The sequence below is a fragment of the Flavisolibacter nicotianae genome (genome assembly GCF_003628535.1).
Lineage (GTDB): Bacteria > Bacteroidota > Bacteroidia > Chitinophagales > Chitinophagaceae > Flavisolibacter > Flavisolibacter nicotianae.
Genome location: NZ_RBCI01000019.1, coordinates 1 through 19,681, shown reverse-complemented (window position 1 = coordinate 19,681; position 19,681 = coordinate 1). Strand labels below are relative to the sequence as shown.

General features: G+C 45.3%; 17 protein-coding genes. 12 read left to right on the top strand and 5 right to left on the bottom strand.

Features of this window, described 5'->3' with window-relative positions:
• Positions 1 to 777 precede the first annotated feature (777 nt).
• Complete coding sequence (locus tag D6024_RS26950) at positions 778 to 1,329, bottom strand: hypothetical protein (RefSeq protein WP_162945022.1); 552 nt, start codon at positions 1,327 to 1,329, stop codon at positions 778 to 780.
• A 513-nt stretch (positions 1,330 to 1,842) separates the two neighbouring features.
• On the opposite strand from D6024_RS26950, the gene D6024_RS25235 reads away from it, so the two are divergent.
• Positions 1,843 to 4,623, top strand: a complete 2,781-nt coding sequence (locus D6024_RS25235; protein ID WP_121357607.1) for a TonB-dependent receptor — start codon at positions 1,843 to 1,845, stop codon at positions 4,621 to 4,623.
• Between the two features lie 70 nt (positions 4,624 to 4,693).
• The gene (locus D6024_RS25230; RefSeq protein ID WP_121357606.1) at positions 4,694 to 6,082 is read left to right on the top strand and encodes a hypothetical protein; all 1,389 of its coding nucleotides are present in this window, start codon (positions 4,694 to 4,696) and stop codon (positions 6,080 to 6,082) included.
• 76 nt (positions 6,083 to 6,158) lie between these two features.
• On the opposite strand, the gene D6024_RS25225 is transcribed toward D6024_RS25230, so the two are convergent.
• Positions 6,159 to 7,346, bottom strand: a complete 1,188-nt coding sequence (locus tag D6024_RS25225; protein WP_121357605.1) for a hypothetical protein — start codon at positions 7,344 to 7,346, stop codon at positions 6,159 to 6,161.
• An 899-nt stretch (positions 7,347 to 8,245) separates the two neighbouring features.
• Here D6024_RS25225 and D6024_RS25220 point away from each other — a divergent pair.
• The 6 genes from D6024_RS25220 to D6024_RS25195 all read left to right on the top strand — a co-directional run bounded on the left by D6024_RS25220 (position 8,246) and on the right by D6024_RS25195 (position 15,097).
• Positions 8,246 to 9,388 (top strand): alkaline phosphatase family protein, encoded by a 1,143-nt coding sequence (locus D6024_RS25220; RefSeq protein ID WP_121357604.1) that lies wholly within the window; start codon positions 8,246 to 8,248, stop codon positions 9,386 to 9,388.
• Positions 9,389 to 9,393: 5 nt separating this feature from the next.
• Complete coding sequence (locus D6024_RS25215) at positions 9,394 to 10,161, top strand: glycosyltransferase (protein WP_121357603.1); 768 nt, start codon at positions 9,394 to 9,396, stop codon at positions 10,159 to 10,161.
• 327 nt (positions 10,162 to 10,488) lie between these two features.
• Positions 10,489 to 11,574 carry a glycosyltransferase family protein gene (locus tag D6024_RS25210; protein WP_121357602.1) on the top strand — a complete coding sequence of 362 codons (1,086 nt, stop codon included), beginning with the start codon at positions 10,489 to 10,491 and terminating at the stop codon, positions 11,572 to 11,574.
• Between the two features lies 1 nt (position 11,575).
• The gene (locus D6024_RS25205) at positions 11,576 to 12,937 is read left to right on the top strand and encodes a GH1 family beta-glucosidase (protein WP_121357601.1); all 1,362 of its coding nucleotides are present in this window, start codon (positions 11,576 to 11,578) and stop codon (positions 12,935 to 12,937) included.
• Between the two features lie 570 nt (positions 12,938 to 13,507).
• On the top strand, positions 13,508 to 13,669 hold the full coding sequence (locus D6024_RS26945) for a hypothetical protein (protein WP_162945021.1): 162 nt from the start codon (positions 13,508 to 13,510) through the stop codon (positions 13,667 to 13,669).
• Between the two features lie 951 nt (positions 13,670 to 14,620).
• Complete coding sequence (locus tag D6024_RS25195; RefSeq protein ID WP_121357599.1) at positions 14,621 to 15,097, top strand: PepSY-like domain-containing protein; 477 nt, start codon at positions 14,621 to 14,623, stop codon at positions 15,095 to 15,097.
• Positions 15,098 to 15,519: 422 nt separating this feature from the next.
• Here D6024_RS25195 and D6024_RS25190 read toward each other — a convergent pair whose 3' ends face one another.
• Positions 15,520 to 15,978 (bottom strand): arsenate reductase ArsC, encoded by a 459-nt coding sequence (locus D6024_RS25190; RefSeq protein ID WP_121357598.1) that lies wholly within the window; start codon positions 15,976 to 15,978, stop codon positions 15,520 to 15,522.
• A 777-nt stretch (positions 15,979 to 16,755) separates the two neighbouring features.
• On the opposite strand from D6024_RS25190, the gene D6024_RS25185 reads away from it, so the two are divergent.
• From D6024_RS25185 to D6024_RS25175, 3 genes are all read left to right on the top strand, one after another.
• Entirely contained in the window at positions 16,756 to 17,511 is a 756-nt protein-coding gene (locus D6024_RS25185; protein WP_205573372.1) for a metallophosphoesterase, read from the top strand.
• A gap of 422 nt (positions 17,512 to 17,933) precedes the next feature.
• Positions 17,934 to 18,185, top strand: a complete 252-nt coding sequence (locus D6024_RS25180) for a type II toxin-antitoxin system ParD family antitoxin (RefSeq protein ID WP_121357596.1) — start codon at positions 17,934 to 17,936, stop codon at positions 18,183 to 18,185.
• Positions 18,178 to 18,477: a type II toxin-antitoxin system RelE/ParE family toxin gene (locus D6024_RS25175; protein ID WP_121357595.1), complete on the top strand. Its 300-nt coding sequence runs from the start codon at positions 18,178 to 18,180 to the stop codon at positions 18,475 to 18,477. The genes D6024_RS25180 and D6024_RS25175 overlap by 8 nt, the downstream gene beginning before the upstream one ends.
• A gap of 207 nt (positions 18,478 to 18,684) precedes the next feature.
• Here the strand turns inward: D6024_RS25175 and D6024_RS25170 are convergent, their stop codons facing one another.
• Positions 18,685 to 18,837, bottom strand: a complete 153-nt coding sequence (locus D6024_RS25170) for a transposase (RefSeq protein ID WP_121357594.1) — start codon at positions 18,835 to 18,837, stop codon at positions 18,685 to 18,687.
• Positions 18,838 to 18,840: 3 nt separating this feature from the next.
• The gene (locus D6024_RS26940) at positions 18,841 to 18,999 is read right to left on the bottom strand and encodes a hypothetical protein (protein ID WP_162945020.1); all 159 of its coding nucleotides are present in this window, start codon (positions 18,997 to 18,999) and stop codon (positions 18,841 to 18,843) included.
• A 222-nt stretch (positions 19,000 to 19,221) separates the two neighbouring features.
• Between D6024_RS26940 and D6024_RS25165 the strand changes: the two genes are divergently transcribed.
• Positions 19,222 to 19,681, top strand: a 460-nt coding sequence (locus D6024_RS25165) for a TonB-dependent receptor plug domain-containing protein (protein ID WP_162945019.1), incomplete at its 3' end; no start/stop codon positions are given.

Sequence of the window (19,681 nt, the reverse complement as noted above, 5' to 3'; positions counted from 1 at the left end):
GAACTCTCATGTCATCTCCACCTATGGGCTTCGTCTGTCTATAGGGAATGTGGTCGGCGATGTGCTTTCCAAAAGTGCCATTTATTCGGTTTATAATTCCATCGGTAATCCTGAACAGTATACCTGGATAGAGAATCTGTTTTGATTTCTCATGGAAGGACCAAAGAAGGACTGACTTGATTCCATTTGTTGATAAGAATAGCTGGACCAGGAAGATAGTTCCGACAAAAACAAGCGGGTCTTTCCAATACGACAGATAGCAATATACGGGGTGTCGAACACGCCGGATCATCTGAAGCAAAATTCAGGTTATTGGTCTTACGTCCAAACAAATGAAAAGTAGCCCGGTTTGGCAGCGCTTGTTCATTTTCTATATGTCCCTTATGCATGCGGAAAAGGATCGGGGAATTTGCTTTCGAAAACTGAAGCATCTGGGAATAGCATGATCTGGCCTGTGCATTCACGTAAACCGGGTAGAAGGAAGTATTGCGTCCACAACCAATTACTCGCTGCCCGGGTGAAGTGGAATGAGCACTGCAAGGAAATGACTGATTGTAAAACTACTTACGGCTCAAAGGTTCTTAAATTATTATAATTTAAAGCGACTCTAGTGGTCGGAGAGATACAGCATTGAGCCTGAAGTTGACGTATCCAGCTACCACTTTCTACCCGAAAATCACAGGTCGAAGAGCCGCATTTTCGTTCCTTCTAAAGTGCAAAGAAGTAAAAAGATGGGTGCTATAAAAGGCTTTACTAGCAAATAAGTAACCGTTCTGTTTATTTTCCTCCATTGGTGGGCCTGCGGTCTGCAAGCAAAAAGTTTTCAATTAATATATTTTCGTCCTTTGTGGGCAGCGACCGGTGAGCGGAAAGAAGAAAGTAGATTTCTTTAACGAGCTGGTTCTTATTTCCGTTTTTTTTGTGTAGTTCGGTCTTTAGAAAGCTGAAGAATCCCATCTTCTCCATGACTTGAAGCTTCTTGCTCAGTAATGAGTGAACAGAGGCCGGTGGTGCTTCACAGTGCTTTGCCTTTTTTTCGAGCAGGTCCAAATATTGTGCATAAAGCAGCCCCTGCGCATACAAAAACAATTCAACAAACCGTTTACGCTTGGAGATGACTTCCTCATTTAGAATTTTATCAGCATAGCCTTTAAAAAATACATGGAGAAATCTGGCCTGCATTGGCTGGTCAGTATTTTCTGCTATCTTATCACGCAACAGACGCAAAGTCTTGTTTGCATTTTCTAATTTGTCCTTCCATCCGACCGGCGCATGTTCGTCCGGTGACGACGTTCGTTCTAGTTTTTCCCAGGCGGTAAACGTGTTCAAAAACTTGATAATAATATGCCTGTTCAGAACAATACGCTGGCTTTTTGAAACGGGATTGACGGAAAAGATGAAAGTTTCTTTCGCATGGTTAATCGTCTTGGTATAGTAGTTTTTCCTCCGGTCCTGTTCCAGCAGAAGAAGACTGAATAGGTCCAACGCTGAATTGTTAGCCAAAAGCCAGGTCAGTTCCGGGTCGAACGGAGGAGGGGTAAAGGGAAGAATGCCCCAGTGCAAATCAAAGAAGTGCAACTTCTCCTGGTATGTGCCGATGGTTTGAAAACGCTGATAAAGTTCAGCGACCAACGCAAAATCCGTCCTCTGCTTCATTCGTAAAATCTGGTAGAGCCAAAAATAGAGCCGGCATATGATACAAATCCAACAAGGTCAGTAGAATAAAACTAAATTAATCCTGCGGTCATAATTTCTTAATACTGCATTTACAATAACTTAATGAGCCAGTAAGCTTCCCGTCACACGGCCTTTCTACTTTTGCCACGGTCAATCAATCAAATCATGAAAGGTACTTTTGTTTTCATTTTCTCTTTACTGATCACAACCCTCGGCTATTCGCAGGCCAAAACAAAAATTACGGGGAAGGTAACTGACGCAACCGACAATTCGCCGTTGGTAGGAGCAACCATCACCATCGAAGGAAGCGCGGTGGCAACAAAAACAGACGTGGAAGGTGTTTTCTTTCTGGCCGTAGCACCAGGAAAAACGTATGCAATCAAAGTGACCAATGTGGGCTATCAGCCCAAAGTTGTTAGCGATGTCCAAGGGACAGACAGTGCTCCCTTAACGATTACCCTGGAAAAAGCAAAGGCTGAAATGACCGGAATTGTGGTGAAAGCCAATGCCAGAAGAGAAAGTGTAGCATCTCTTTACACCGTCCAAAAGAATGCTTCGGCTATTTCCGATGCTATTTCTGCAGAAGTGATCAAAAAATCGCCTGACCGCAACACCAGTGAAGTCCTTCGCAGGGTCAGCGGTACGGCCATTCAGGATAACAAATTCGTTGTCATTCGCGGCCTGAGCGAACGATACAATTCATCACAACTGAACAACGCTGTCCTTCCCAGCACAGAACCAGATAAAAAGGCTTTTTCATTTGACATTCTTCCGTCTTCATTGATTGATAACATTACCATCTACAAATCACCCACACCGGATCTGCCAGGAGATTTTGCCGGTGGTGCCGTAAAAATCACCACCCGTGATTATCCGTCAAGGCCTATTTCGGAAGTATCGTTTAATGCGGGCTACAATACGCTGACGACGTTTAAAAATTTCTACAAAGGATATCCGCAAGGCGGCCTTGATGCTTTGGGCTTTTTTGACAATTCCCGCCTGATTCCCGGTTCTTATTACAAATACCGCGGCTCACCCTATAGTAACCTGAGTGATGGAACCAAACTGGCGATCACCAAGCAGTTTCCAAATGCCTACGGTATGGAAGCCGGCAATCAAAGTCAGCCGAATTTCAGTTTTGCGTACACAGGTGGCAACACCAAACTGCTGAACGAAAGCAATAAGCTCGGATATATATATGCCCTGAATTACAATAACGGCCGCCGGGTGGCTGAACGGACAAGGGATGAATGGGAAACCTACCGAATGCAGGACTATTATTACAACACCAATACCTACGACATGCGCAGCAGCTTGTCGGCCCTGCTGAACCTGACGTACTCTTACGGGAAGAACAAAATCTCGCTGAAAAATTTGTTCAATAATGACTTTGTGAGTTCGTTCTCGCAGCGCTTTGGCCGTAACGTGGAAAACCAGGGCTTCACCTTTAACTATAAAAGCCAGAATACCGAAGCGACACAAAACGGCATCTTTAACTCGGTGTTGGAAGGTGTACACACATTGGGCAAGGCCTGGACGATTGATTGGAACGGCTCATTCGGGGCTACTTATCGCTGGCAGCCTGACCAGCATATTTTAAGTTTCGTCACTGAACCCAATTCGGAAAACTACTTCCTACGCCTCAATAACCAAAACTCACCCGTGATCAAGGATGCCGGCCGTATTTATTCCTTCCTTAAAGAAAATATTTATGGAGCCAACCTGAATGCTGCGAAGCAATTCACATGGAAAGGCCAGATGCAAAAACTGAAAGTGGGTACAGCCAACTATTACCGCGACCGCAACGTTGAGGTCAATGCGCTGGGACTTGCGTCCACCGATTTCAGGGGAGCCACCATTCCGGAAACAAAATCGACCACTTTCCGTACCCTGCTTTCTCCCGAAAATATCGACCACTATGGAATGATCTATGCACCCATTGCCGCTTCTGCAACTGATTATACGGGAACTGGTTTGCTGAATTCGGGCTATGTGATGCTGGACAACCGTTTTTCTGACAAAGTGAAACTGACCTGGGGTGTTCGGGCCGAGAAGTACCTGCAGGAACTGAATACAAAAGGAAAGGCGAAAGTCTCCCTTGACAATACCGACATTCTTCTGTCAATGCTGTTCACCTATGCTCTGACACCGAAAGCCAATTTTCGTGCAGCAGGCTCGCAAACTGTCAACCGTCCGGAGTTCAGAGAACTGGCAACCTACCGGGTGTACGATTACGAAAATGATTTTATCGTGCAGGGAAACAACAACCTGGTGCGCAGCAAAAACACCAATGCCGATCTGCGATATGAATGGTTTCCCAATCCAGGTGAGATTATTTCGGTAAGCACATTTTACAAATACTTCAAAAACCCCATTGAGCAAACCAATTTGGGCAACGATGTGTTGAGCTTTGCCAATGCCGACAATGCAACGGTTTATGGAGTGGAACTGGAGTTGAGAAAGCGGCTGACGTTTTTCAACAATGCCTTCCTCGATCACCTGACATTTTACAGCAATGCTTCATTGCTGAAAGGATCGGTGCAGTTCAACGGTGAAAGCATCAACAGCCCCATGCAGGGTCAGTCGCCTTACTTGGTGAACGGTGGGTTGACGTACAGTGCCGACAATGACGACTTTTCTTTCAATGTGCTGTACAATCGCATTGGCCAACGCCTGAAGTTTCGGGCAGCTTCTTCGGCCGGACGGAACATTTTCGAAAAACCACGAGATGTGTTGGATTTGCAGGTAAGCAAAAAGTTCCTGAATAACCGGTTTGAAACCAAGCTGACGGTTAGCGATGTGTTTGCGCAGCCGTTCTCATGGTATTATAAGTATGAGGCAAATCCGTCAAAAACAGTGTATGATCCTTCGGTTGACAAATTGATGAACACCTATAAATATGGTACCACCATCAGCCTCGGTGTACGCTACAACCTGTCAAAATAATAGTACGGTAAAACTGCGGTAACAATAGCTTAACAAGCTGAAAATAGTTTCGCTGCGCAAATAAAATTTTATGATGAACAGACTTACTTTGTCCGTTGCCTTTGCCAGCATTATCGCACTGGCTTCGTGTAAGAAAAGCGATGATCAAACAGTCCCGACTGGCAACACTCCCGCAGTGGGCAGCACTATTGACGTACGAGGTACCATCAATACCAGCACGACCTGGAAAAAGGATTATGTGTACCGTCTTCGTGGTTATGTCTATGTGACTGGCGGCGCTACCCTGACCATTGAGCCGGGTACCAAAATCGTTTCGAATAGGGACTCTGCCGGTGTCCTGGTGATTTATCGTGATGCCAAAATCATGGCCGATGGCTCAGCCAGCAGCCCGATTGTCTTTACCTCGGCTGAAGCCAATCCGCAACCTGGTGACCTGGGTGGCTTGGTGATTGCCGGGCAGGCTACCTCGAACGGAAACCACTCCGTCATGGAAGGCGGTTTGGATCCTGCCTTCAGTGCTTTCGGTGGCACCAACGATGCGCATAATTCCGGCGTGGTACGTTATGTACGCATCGAGTATGCCGGTAAAGCTGTAAACCCCGGTGATGAAGTCAATGGCTTATCGCTATATGCTGTGGGCAGCGGAACCACGATTGATTATGTGGAGGTGGTAAGAGGTTTGGATGATGCTTATGAATTTTTCGGCGGCACTGTTAATTGTAAACACCTGATCGCTTACAACAGTGCAGATGATGATTTTGATATGGACGACGGCTATAGGGGGAAAATCCAATTTGGTATTTCTATTAAGGATCCAAAATTCACGGACAATAAGGGCACGACTGGCGATGTATCAAACAACTTTGAAGTGGATAATGTAAACCCGAGCAACGGCTTCCTCTTGACCCGTACGCCAATTACCTTCCCTGTACTTTCAAATTTTACAGCCATCGGTCCGAACGGCGCAACCGGTACATCGGCAGATTATGGTTGGGGTATGCGTTGGAGAAGAGGTGCCAAATTCATTTTGGCTAACTCTGTGGTGGTTGGCGGTCAAAAAGGCGGTCTGCGTCTACAGGAAGATTCAACGGTCGCCGCTTATGTAAGAGGAACAAGTGCCTTTTACAACAGCTTGGTACAAGCGGTCATCAATCCAATTGATGTACAATCAGGGCTGGCGCTGGCTGGTGGCACCACTTACGACCTCGCCTCTGTTACCGCTCAAACAACAGGAGCATACAAGTCTACCGTTATTTCAACTGCTGCCGATGCAAAGATTACCGATCCATTCAACAACGGTACGCCAAATCTGAAGCCTGCTGCCGGTTCACCATTATTAGCCGGAGCCTTGTTTGATTTTGGAACGTTGAGCGACACGTTCTTTGAAAAAGTGAGTTTCAGAGGGGCTGTAGACCCAAATAATGACTGGACTGCCGGTTGGACTGTTTGGAATAAGTAAGAAATTTTTTCTTTCATTGAAAATGGCGAAGTCAAACTTCGCCATTTTTCATGGCTGCACAGATGGTGCGAATGTATCAATGAGGACTGTAGGCATAAGCAATCTCGTAGGCTTGCTTCCGGAGTGCAGGCATCTCCTGTCCAACGCGTAAATCTGTTGTCTGCGGACTGGGTTCGCACAAGGAGTATTTCTTTCCTTCGAACTCAATCGTGTTCCCATAGGCTTTGTCAAACTGCACGGCAACCGTTACATGCTGCGGATAGGTGAGCACCAGCATGGGCAGGTTGTAAAGCTCTTTTACAAGGAAAAAGAATAACGCTGCCCTGTCTTCACAATCGCTGTAATCATACAAAAGCGTTTGTTCCGGCGACAGCCGCTTTTCGCCGCCAAATATTTCAGTGTCCGGCTTATACGAAAAAGCATAGCGGGTGAATTGCATCAGGAATTCAACACCGTCTTTTGGCTTTGATCCCTTTAGCTGCCGTTTCAGCGCGGGAACCAGGGACTCATAGGTGGGTTTACTGAGCGGCATGTTGAACTGCAGGGAATAATCGACCACTGGGTAATTGGTAAAAAGTTGCTTGACCTGCTGATTGATTTTGATGTGGAAGGAAAACTCGCGGAAGCCATCTGAAAACGCCACTTCTTTGTCAGTGTAGTCGGCCGGTCTGAAATCCGGCAGGTGATTGATCTTATACGAAAATGGTCTTGCACTTGAGTTGATAAACGGTGTGGCATCGGAAAAATGATGTTTGTCAAAATCAATCGAACCGTAATCGTGATAATTGAGGCAGACAAACTGTTTGCCGTCCATCATCCGGAATGGAATGTTGTAAATCTTCTCGTTGCTCTGTACATAAAATAGAAGGAACGTGTCTGAAATGGCGAGTCTCGCGTCGTAACCTGATTTGGTCAAAAGCCACCATTTGTGAAAGGTATAGCGGTCGTAATTTTCTTTTTTGGGAACAATGGCTTCGGCTACTTTGCGCACCAGCTGATAGTATAGCCAGTCATCGGGGCTGTACTGCTCCTTGTACTGGAGCAAGGCTGTCAGGTAGGGGCGTAGTGAGGCCGTGTCCATACCACTGATATACTCCCGGATGGCAGCAGCCGTCAGGGATTTTTCAAAGGGAGCCGCTTTGTAAGTAGCGGGAAGCGAAAAGGTAACACTAAAAAAATCGACCACCCTTGAGTTGGACTGCGCCTCTGACGGCTGCAAGGCCGTAAAAAGAAAAAGGAACGTTAGCAATATTGTGGGCGGCATTTTCACTTATTGGAAGTTACGGAAAGTTAACAATAAGATAATGTGGAAAGATGAGAGGGATCGGAAAAGTACCTGAGACAAATCTTTGACTTTGGTGAATGCATTGGTTGTGAAGAAGAAAGCCGACACAGGCTTCATTGAAAGTTTGCACTTGGGTAAAGTTGGCTTCACAAGCGATGGTTCGTTTTGTGCATGTTCAACAATCAACTGCACCGTCTGCTGACATGTCTTTTCAGGACCTGCTTCGTTTTTGTTCCTGGCTCACATTTTACACAGTGGCGCTGTTGGCAAGCCTGTTTTTCAACCATTACACCCTTTAGCATGTTCACCTTCCACCGCTTCAAGTCTCTTCCGGAAGTACATCAGATGGAAGAGCTGAGCTTTAACGGCATTCCACTTGATTTGGTTTGCAAATCAAAAACACCGAAATGTTGTCGTTTGTTTACCTTGATCTTAATGTCGAGTTGGTCGTGGAGAAATTTAGTGATGAAATTCTTGCGCTGAATTGTTTTAAAAGCATCCGGAAGCCTGAACCTTTCCTACACCAGATGGACATTTCGGAAATTAATGTGCTCACCAGTAAGAAATAGCCCCGGCCTGGCCATTAGGCCTTGATCCCTACATTTCATAGATGCTTGTCCACCTGTCTTCAGAGCGAGATTTTACTGGCGGAAGTAACGCAGGAAAATAGCAAGCTTAATAACATGTATGACGTTTTTCATACCGAAAATATTGGAGTGTCAAGTTCTATTATCAAAATGAATAAATCGTTACGGCAAAATGATGGTTTTGTCAACAACATGTAGACGTTGCAGGTATGACTCCATTCGTAACATGAACGTAAACTTCGCTTCATCCTGCGGAAATATAGCGGTGGTTTCTTTGCAAAACCTCTCGTTATGAAAACTGGAATGTGCGTTTTGATTTTGCTTATCTTGTTGGGCACAAGGGTTCAGGCACAAAAAGCAGAAAACATTTTTATCATCACCACCGACGGCACCCGGTGGCAGGAAATCTTCAATGGCGCGGACTCGGCCCTTCTTCACGACACAGGGTTTGTACAGGATACGGCGCTTTCCTGTCAACTCTACTGGGATCCCTCGCCGGAAGAGCGGCGCAAAAGGCTCATGCCTTTTTTCTGGAACGTAATTGCCAAACAAGGGCAGCTTTACGGCAACCGGACAATAGAAAGCAAGGTCAATGTGAAAAACATATACAAGATTTCCTATCCCGGTTACAACGAATTGCTGACGGGCTACCCCGACCCATTGCCTATCCTTAATGCGCCGCAATACAACCGGAACATCAGCGTGCTTGAATACCTGAACGGTTTGCCGGAGTACAGAAACCGCGTTGCGGCGTTTACCTCATGGAATGTTTTTCCCTTTATCCTGAACAGCCGGCGCAACACCATGATGCAAAACAGCGGCTATGCAGTGCTGAGCGATACGGCGGAAAGCATTCGGCTTGCCAATAAGGTGCAGGACAGTGTTGCGCATAAAGACAAGACGCGCTACGACCTGCTGACCTTTTTCAACGCCAGGGAGTACATCCGGCTGCACCACCCCCGGGTGGTTTTTTTAGCCCTCGGTGAAACCGATGAATTTGCGCATAAAAGCCGGTATGATCTGTACCTGCAGCAGCTTGCCAATGTGGACAAGATGATCGCAGAGCTCTGGTATGCTGTGCAGACCGATCCATTCTACAAGAACAACACCACTTTTCTCATCTCCACGGATCATGGCCGCGGCCGCAGGGAGAAGTGGGTGAAACATCACACGTTCGTGCCGGGTTCCGGCGAAATCTGGCTGGCCTTGCTGGGCAAAAACATTTTGCCAGTTGGCGAGATGAAGGGCATCAAAACGGTTTATCAAAGCCAGGTGGCTGCCACCGTTGCTTTCTTGCTGGGTGAAGATTTCCGCAGCAACCGCAGTATCGGCAAACCTGTTTTTCTGCCCGGCGCAGAAATCCGTACGGCCGCTGGTGACAAAGCCCTTTCTACGCCTGTTTTCGAAACATTGACTCTTACCAACGAAAAATAGAAACCATGGAAAACGCAACGCCGAAAGTCTCCGTGCTTGTTCCGGCCTATAACGAAGAAAAGTACATCCTCAAAACATTGGAAGCCTTGCAGCAGCAGGATTACACCAATTGTGAAGTGCTTATCATCAACAACGCCTCCACCGACCGCACGGCCGAAGTGGTGAGATCCTTTATTTACCGCAATCATCTTACGTTCAAGTTCAGGCTACTGAATGAGGGGCGTCAGGGAACGCAGTTTGCCAGGGAGTGCGGCCGGAAGAATGCAACTGGTGTAATAATCGCACAATTGGATGCCGATTGCCTGCCGTCCCCCAACTGGATCAGCAACGGTGTAAAATTGTTGCAGCAGAAGGGCATTGCCGCCGTTGCCGGCCCGTATGATTATTTTGATGGGAAGTTCCTTGTTCGCACACTCACTTATTTTAGCCAGTTACTCGTTTTGCAGCCACTCAATACAATCGTGCAAGTGTTCCGCAAGGGCGGTGTTGTTATCGGGGGTAATGTTTTCATTCATGCAGCTATCCTGGAAAGAGCAGGCGGCTACAACACCGCGCTTTGTTTTTATGGTGATGACGTGGACATTGCGTTAAAGGTGAGCCGTTACGGTCATATTCTTTTTACACGAAAGATCACGGTAAAAAGTTCCTCACGCCGTTACAACGCCAAAGGCTTTTTCAACGTGCAGGCAAAATATACAAGAGCTTTTTTTCAATCTTTATTTAGAAAAGGCATTAATGCACAACAGAGCGTTGAGCTGGCTCATCCCCGGTAAGCCAAAGCCAACGGTAATAGCAGCGGCAATTTTTCATTGTCTTGTTTGTTGCAACGGCTTGCAAGGAAAAAAAGCCCCGCTGTAAAAACAGCCGGGCTACGACATGAGAAGATACGCTTCGATTGATTTGCTTAATTGACTGCCTGACAAAGATGGTTGTGCTGTATAACCAAAATGTTATGGTAATGTCATCTAGTTGTGAAAAATAGTGTTCTTATACCATAACAAATGTATAACACTTCGGTAACATTCGGCTAATAAGCAGTTCGTTGTTTTGGTATTAGGTCATGGTCGGCGAACACCCGCCTGGCCACCCTTATTCTATCTATGAAGATTCTCTACGCCATACAGGGCACAGGCAACGGCCATCTCACTGTTGCGCTGGAAGTCTTGCCTTACCTCATGAAGCGGGCAGATGTTGACATTTTGATCAGCGGCACGGAAGTGGACGTTCAACTGCCTTTCGAGGTAAAGTACCGCCTCCATGGATTGGGTTTTGTCTTTGGCAAAAAAGGCGGTATCGATTACCTGGAGACCTACAAGAAAGCAAGGCTGAAAACATTTTTTAATGAAATTAACTCACTGCCTGTTGAAGACTATGACCTTGTCTTTTCCGACTTTGAACCGGTGAGTGCCTGGGCCTGTCTCCTGAAGGGTAAGTCCTGCATTGGCTTTAGCCATCAGGCGGCGGTTGTGAACAAACAAAGTCCTAAACCGAAAAAGGTTGACCTGATCGGCCAGGCTGTATTAAACTATTACGCACCCACGCCGGTGAAGTATGGTTTTCACTTCGTGCCATATAATAAAAATATTTTTACACCCATCATCCGAAAAGAAATTCGCGAAGCTGTCGTAACAAACGGTGTGCACTATACCGTTTATCTTCCTGCGTATAGCGACAAACGAATCATTAAGCTGCTGACGCAATTTCCTCAACAAAAATGGGAGGTCTTCTCCAAGCGATGCGTGATGCCCTATGAGTACGATAACATTTCTTTTCTGCCCGTGACCAGCGAAGCCTTTGTGAAAAGCATGGTGTCCTCGGCCGGTGTGTTTTGCGGCGCTGGCTTTCAAACTCCCTCGGAAGCCATTTTTCTAAATAAGAAATTGCTGGCAATTCCGATGAAAGGCCAATACGAACAACAGTGCAATGCCGCCGCATTGAAGCTACTGGGTATTCCGGTGTTGAAAAACATCAAGCCAAAACAATTCAAAAAAATAAAAACCTGGATGGAAAGCGAAGCGAAGATCCTGATTGACATTCCCAACGAGACCGAGTGGATACTTGATCAGATCATTTCGCACGAAATAGGGGGTAACCTGAAGCAGAGAATGCCAGAATATTCTATCTCCACCTTCTCTAAATTCAGGAACCTTCTATTGAAAAAAATCTTTTACCAGTTGAAGACCTAGTATGGGATTACATAGCAGTGATTTTGGTGATGATTTTACCTGGGGGGTGGCGTCGTCTGCGTACCAAACGGAAGGCGCCTATTCGGAGGACGGCAAAGGTCTTTCCATTTGGGATGTATTCACAAGCCGCAAAGGCAAGATTAAAGGCGGTGAAAATGCCAACAACGCGACTTCTTTTTATCACCGCTACATCCAGGACATTATCCTGATGGAGTTTTTAGGCATCCGCAATTTTCGCTTTTCACTTTCCTGGTCTCGCCTTCTGCCAGAGGGCCGCGGACAGCGAAATGAAAAGGGTTTCGAGTTTTACAACCACCTCATTGATTTTTGCCTTGAGTGCGGCATTGAACCATGGGTCACCCTTTATCACTGGGACCTGCCGCAGGCGCTGGAAGAAAAAGGCGGCTGGACCAATCGCGACATTATTGGTTGGTTTGAAGAATATGTGGCGCTTTGCATTCACCGCTTTGGCGACAGAGTGAAAAACTGGATGGTGCTGAACGAGCCCATGGCCTTCACCGGCGCCGGTTACTTCCTGGGATTGCATGCACCGGGAAGAAAGGGCTTAAACAATTTTCTGCCTGCGGTTCATCATGCAGCGCTCAGCCAGTCCCTTGGTGCGAACGTTATCAAGTCCATCAATAGTAACCTGCAGGTGGGTACCACCTTTTCCTGTGCTCCGGTTGATCCAATTGACAATCTCAAATTTTCAGTTGATGCCGCACAACGGGTGGATGTGTTAAGTAATCGCTTGTTTGTAGAACCGCTGTTGGGCCTTGGCTATCCCTGGCAAGAACTGAAGGTACTGCAGGGGGTGGAGAAATACATGCGAGCTGGCGATGAAAAATTGCTCCAAACGGAAATGGATTTTATCGGCCTGCAAAACTATACCAGGGAGGTGGTCCGTTTCAGCACGATCATGCCCTATCTCAATGCCCGCCTGGTAAAAGGCAGCAAACGAGGTATGCCCACCACCGCGATGGACTGGGAGATTTATCCTGAAGGCATTTACCGCGTATTGAAGCGCTTCAACAGTTATCCGGGTGTAAAGAAAATCATCATCACCGAAAATGGTGCTGCCTTCAACGACAGACTGGAAGATGGTCACGTGGAAGACCACGGCCGCATACAGTTTTACGAGCAATACCTTGAGCAGGTACTACGGGCTAAACAGGAAGGGGTGAAGGTCGGCGGTTATTTTGCCTGGAGTTTTACCGATAATTTTGAATGGGCGGAAGGCTACAGTAAACGTTTCGGCTTGGTGTATGTTGACTATTCCACGCAACGGCGCATCGTGAAATCATCGGGCTTCTGGTATCAGCATTTTTTGCAGCAGCAACAGTTGCTGAAAAAGGTAGTTTGATTTGATTTCTTGCCCGGGAGTGATCGAATTTAGCGACCGTAGTAAAAAGCGTTCATTAACAACTTTGTATTTTAATGTTCGTCTTCTTTTCACATCGCACGATTACATTCGCAGCGGCGATGCGAAAATCCAATATCTGCACCACCTTCACTGGTTCGAGACACATAACAGCTTTTGTCTTTTATTATTCGTATTCTCTCGCTTCGCACTACAAGGCTGCGTTTTATGAATATGGAAAAGGGGAGGCCAAGATGCCACGGCATGGTGCTACGGCCACCTGAGGTTGGCCTCCGGTTATCTCGGAAGAGAGGACAAGCTCAAAACAGCATTGATGAAATTTTAAGCGTGCGTTTGAGAAATGCCCCTCAGGGTTTTATTAGGAATGGTGACCCTGTTTTCAAGGTCAATCGAGGAAGGCGAGCTTTCTTTTGTTTGGACCCTCAGAAATGTTTAAATTTTGTGTGGCAATTCAAAAGCAAAGCCTGAAGGGAATGCTTCGGATGGATCGTCGGACCAAACCGGGAGAAGTTCACAGAGCGACGGAAAGTCATCACTGTTCAATATTGGTTTATGTCATACACACTCGAAATCATCCTTATTATCGTCCTTGCCCTTGCTTTGATTCTGTTCTTAATTATCCGGAACAAAAAGGACAGGCGTGATTTGGAGCAGACATTGAACAAGGAGGTTGAAGGGCCTGAAAAACACTGGTCGGATGAAATCATCGATTAGTCAGATGCACATAACATTTTAATTGTTAAACACCGGAGGACGTATTCAGGAAAAATGTACGTTGATGTTGCACCAATAAAGGCTGTTTCGTGCTTTCTGTCCAAGTCGATTCTTTTAAACAATGGATCCGTTTTTTTCATCCTTTGCAGAAAGGATATTTGCCCTTGGCCAGCATTTGTTCTACGCTACAGCCCTAAAAGCCTATTGTTTTCTCCACCACGCGAAATTGCGATCCAGGATCAGCGTTTTGAAAGGGACATCCAAAAATGTCGTTCGCTATTTTTTTCCTATCTCTCGTATGTGACTACCAAAACTGCCACTCCCTCGATCGGCATGACCACTGCCACCTGATACACCTGCGCAACCAGCAGGTTTTCCAGGCAATCGCATCGCTGGTAAAATTCATGATCAAAGACAACGTCGTTCTCCCAACAAAAAGCACACCTTAGGAAAGTCTTGACGGAGGCTACCATTCTTATAAAACGAGATCAGTGGCTATCGCTGCTTTCCCTTTTTCTTAAAGGTCAAAACAAGCCACAATCAGTGGTTAGGGTATGTGCTTGTGTAGGGATAAGCCATTAATGATAGAAGATTAAATCAGTTGGAAAAACTAGACAGGTACACCTGCTTTGTACCATTGCTTTTTCGATAGAAGTTGTTAAGTCTATGAATATTAGGCGTTAACAATTTCGTAACATCAGTTTTACGATTTGGTCACATGCCAAAAACATCTTTACAACCAGGAAACAACGAGACGCATTCCATAGATGTTCTCTTTCGGCTAATTTAAATTTTGGTTTTGAACTAGACTGCTTGCCAGCCTTTTTGCAAGCGTATGCAAATTTCATATGGTCTCTTTATTCAATAAATCGCAGGTGCAAGGGCACACAGGGCTAATTGCCTAAAGCCGATGGGCATGTCCGCTTATTACTCAGTAAACAAAAAAAGAGGATGAAGCTATTTTTTACTTTTTTTTCTGCATTGGTATTAGTGAATTCTTGTAGCGCTCAGTTGCGTACCGCAAATCTGCCAGATAAAGTAGAGAAAGCATTTGCAACGCTGTATCCCGCTGTTCCGGTGCGTAGGTGGTTGTTTAAAGACAGTGTCTATACGACGCTTGTAACATACAACAATCATAACACTATTGCCAGTTTTCATAGCGACGGTGAATGGATCAGGACAGAGACAACTATACGAAAGTCAAGGCATTTACCGGCAAATGTTAAGGAGGGTTTGTTGAATAGCCAGTTTGCCCAATGGTATGTTGAGACAATGCAAAAGGAGGAAACAGCAAAGGATACCGTTTACAGGATTATTGTCGACAATGGAAATTTACTGGACGGAGATCATCTCCCTGCTTTTTTCGTAAAGTACAGATTAGATTTTTTGACTTCTGGCGACTTGCGAAGGATCGTATTGCTTCCATAATGGAACCATGTATTGTTCGCCGGCTTTTGAAGTGACCGGTAAATCTGCAAGTTTTTCAAATTGGGCTGTTTTAGGATTTCGGCGGGTGTTGAAAACAAAATTCGTTCGCTATACTGGTCATGTGTTTGCAACGTGAGTTGCTTCGATGTACCCGTAATATAGAACGGTTTTATTTACTTCCTGAACTTTGGTTGTTACATTTTAAGGTGTCGGTATAACAGCCGGCCTGCATATTTTACGAGGTTCGTGCAATCAACTTTACAAACTGAAAAATCAAAAATTTGATTGCTTACGAATGGTCGTCGGTCGAAGCGCTCGATTCTGCCATTCATGTTGAATTGGAGCAGAGGTCAAACCTGTCTATCGTATTCAATCTCTTGCTGTGATTGATAGGTTTAACTTATGCATTTTGTTGTGGCTAATTAATTTCTCAATTGCTCGGTTAACCAAAAGGTTGTATCGCTTGCCTGCTCAATAAATTCCAACACTTTTTCTTTTATTCCGTCTCGTACTGCTCTGATTTTTTCAAGAATTTCTTCTTCTGTACCTGTAAAACGGGAAAGATCGGAGAATGACCAGCTGATCCTTTGGGTCATGCCGGGGTATAAAGGACTCTTTTCACCGTTTGTCTGATCACACAATGAAATTACAGCGTTGTAATGCCGTCCCTGTCTAAAGAGCTCAAAGATTTCCTTCGGTTCATTCCGACTGAGGTCAATGCCAATTTCCTGCATGACTTGTAACGCATGAGGGCTGAGGGTTCCTTTTTCAAGGCCGGCGCTTTCTGCCTCGAACTTTCCCTCTCCAAAAAGGTTTAAAAAGGCTTCTGCCATTTGGCTTCTGGAGGAATCGTGTAAGTAAACAAACAGTATCCTTGACATGTAACACAGATTATAAGTTAAAAATCCACATGGTTTTGTGACGACCCTTCATGAGAAGGGGCTGGAAAGCACAAAAAGGTCAATCTCCACTGTTATTAAATCATTACCAAAAGATGAATTAATTGTAAATTATTTGCATCCAATCCCCGAATGGACTGATCTTATGAATGCATTGTCAACGTTGATTTTTACTAGTGTAGTGTCGCTTTACTGAAATCAACTAATTTCAGCTGAGTTTGTCTACTTTTTTAAATTACATGCCGTGCAACGGATTGTCTGTTGGTGAAACTACCTGTGTGACAACTGGGGAGCTCGAACTTTCCATGTAGGTGTTCGATGGCCAATAAAATACACGTGCAAAATATAAAACGTGACACCGGGCGAACTAGTCGCATCCACTTTTGAGGAGTTGTTCATTTTCTTTTCCGCTGAAACCCTTGTCTGTGGCGGCCATCCGGGCAAAGGCTCTCTTTCTGTGTTTCGGCGTAGGTTCATTTTCATGGCAATCCTGCACTCTTCAAGTATCCATGTTTCTCTATTTCTTTATTTTAGCAATGTTCGGTTTAGCGGGGAGTTCACATTTAAAAATTGGCTGAAGAATTAAGTATGTATTGAAAGCAATGATCGTTCTCCTTGTTTGTTATGCGTCTATTTTTGGAAAAATAAAAAGGGATAAACATGTTGTCATTTCGCAATGTCTTGATTCTGGTACTTTGCGCAACGCTCTGTAGTTGCGCAACCCTAAGACGGAGTCAAGATGCTTTTTACTTTATTCAAATGAGCGATCCGCAGTTTGGAATGTTCAATGAAGATAAATCCTTTGAAGAGGAAACCCTACGTTACACCAAGGCGATTGCGGAAGCCAACCGTTTAAAGCCAGCTTTCGTCGTTGTTACTGGCGATCTGGTGAATAAGCCCTCTGACAGCACACAAATAGCCGAATACAAACGAATTTCCAGTCAACTTAGCGCCAGTGTTCCCTTGTATAGTGTGCCAGGAAACCACGATGTTCAAAATATGCCTGTTCCTTCCGATATTGCTGCTTACAAAAAAAATTTTGGACCGGACTATTACACCTTTACGCACGGTTCCATGCTCGGTATTGTGCTCAACTCGTTGTATCTACAGGCGCCTCAACATGTTCCTGAGCAAGCACTGGAACAGGAAAAATGGTTGAGGACTACTTTAGAAGAAGCAGCGGCAAAAAGGTACCGGCACATTATCGTTTTCCTTCATCATCCTTTTTTTTTGAAGGAAGAGCAGGAGGCAGATCAGTATTTTAATATTCCGTTATCCACAAGAAAAAAATATCTGGACTTGTTTAAAGCCCATGGTATCCGTCACATTTTCGCTGGGCATTATCATCGTAACGCATTTGGAAAGGCAGAAAATATTGAAATGATCACTACAGGTCCGGTAGGCAAACCTTTAGGAAAGGATCCTTCAGGTTTTCGTATCGTAACGATCAAAGGAGATAAGCTCCGCCATCAATATTATAGTCTGGATTCGATTCCTTCAAATGTGCCGTTCTAACTTGTGGTTCGAGGCATCGAAGAGCACATGGGAAGATGTAAGCAAGATCGTATTTTAAAAAATTTGTTATCACGTTTTATTTGTTTAAGTGCTTGGTGAATGTATCGTTCTAGAGTTGCGGGGCAAGGTGCAGCGTAACGGTTTTTAGCACTTCAGTCCACTCATCGGTAGATGAAGAAAGCCAACCTACGTTGTATCGAAGGTTGGCTTTCTCTATTCTGCCTCCACAAATTGGGAAGGCGGAACTTCAATAGAACCTGGGACAGCCTTCTTGGTGCTGCCGATGGTTAGAACTACACGAAATGCGGAAACCACTAGTCAATCTCTTGCGAAGGTAAATTCAGGTTAGTCAACTACTTGCAGGGCGAAATCCTAAGCCTGCCATTACCAAAAATTGGTAACTTCGATCAAAAATGTTGACGATGGGGAAAAACACTTCTGTTTCTTTAGGAGACTATTTTGAAGATTTTGTTGAAAGCAGAATTGCCGAAGGTCGGTATAAAAATGCCAGTGAGGTCCTTCGTGCCGGACTGCGACTTTTGGAAGAGGAAGAAAACAAGATTGCGGCTGTAAAAGGCGCGATTCAAGAGGGAATAGAGAGTGGCATTTCGAGAAATTTCGATCCGAAAAAGCATCTGGAAAGTTTAAAAGCCAGGAAGAAACGAAATGGCTAGGTATTTACTCACCAACAAGGCTGTTGAAGACCTTTCTAAGATTTGGGAACATACGTATGAAGTTTGGTTGGATAGCCAGGCTGACAAATATTATGAACTTTTGACCAGCTCTTTTCAAGACCTTGTACAAAATCCAGCGCTTGGAAAGAACTACGATGAAATCGACCAAGCCATTTTGGGGCTTCCTGTTGGTAAACACATTGTTTTCTACCGAGGAGTGAAATCCAGTGACATTGAGATCGTAAGAATATTACACCAACGGATGGATCTGAAATCCAGAATGGACGAATAGGACATCGCACAACGAGGGTCGCTATTGCACAACTCCGTTTTAAAATCTATTTTAGTTAAGTTGTATCCAATAACTAGCGTTGTTTCGTCATTTACTCACCACTACCGCTAAGCGGCTTTTCCCATCCTGCGGAAACAGGAAGAACCACAGCAGAAAAAGGAGCCAAACAAGCGTTTTTTTTATGTTTTCAGTGCCGTCAGCTATCCATTACAGCAGTCGTATGAGATTGTAACAGACCGCTGCCACCAGCAGGCACTTGTTTGCCAGTTTGACCCCGCGGGTGTTCACCCGTCGCATGCCCAGGAAGTTGATGAGGGTACCGATCACTGGTTCAACAGTCGCCTGTCGCAGTTTCTTCAAACGTCAGGCTTTGCGGGTTTGCCGCCGCTCATGCATCTCGTCGTAGAGGGGTTTATCCATCGTGTCTTCGATCTTTTTAAAGTCACAATTGCCGATGCGAAGAATTACGAAGCGGAAAATGCCTGCAATCCCGGGAGCACACGCTATGCTGGCAGCCCCCATACCGGATGTTTTTTTATGAAACAGTGGTTTTCAATAAGGTCTGTTTTTTCACATTTCCGCATGATATTCATGAAAGATCTCTCCAACCTCTTAGACAAAAGCAGGCTTGTGAAAGGGTGAAGTGCTCGCAAAATTTCCGCATTTCGTAGCCAGCATTTCCCGATTTTGAAACTGCGTTCAAGAGAATTCCGTCAGTTTTGCGCCAATTATTTTGTTCCTATCATGAAAAAAAGGTCAGTTGGTGCTGTTATCCTGTTAGTTAGCAGCCTTTCCCTGTATGCACAAAAAGATTCCGCCAAAAGCCTGGAGCCGGTAACCATTACCGGCTACCGGACCGTGAATGGTGTTGGCCATCTGCTGGAGGTAAAAGACGGCGTGATTTACGCTGGTAAAAAGAATGAAGTGATCCTCACTGACAGTTTGGATGCGAACAAAGCCATCAACAACACCCGGCAGATCCTTGGTCGCATTCCGGGGCTGAACATTGTGGAAACGGAAAGCAGCGGCTTTACCGCCAACGGCATCGCTACACGAGGGCTCAACCCAACGCAAAGCATCGAGATGAACACCCGCCAGAACGGCTACAACATCAGTGCGGATATTTATGGCTACAACGAAGCCTACTACCTGCCACCAATGGAAGCGGTCAGCCGCATTGAAATGGTCAGAGGCGCAGCTTCCC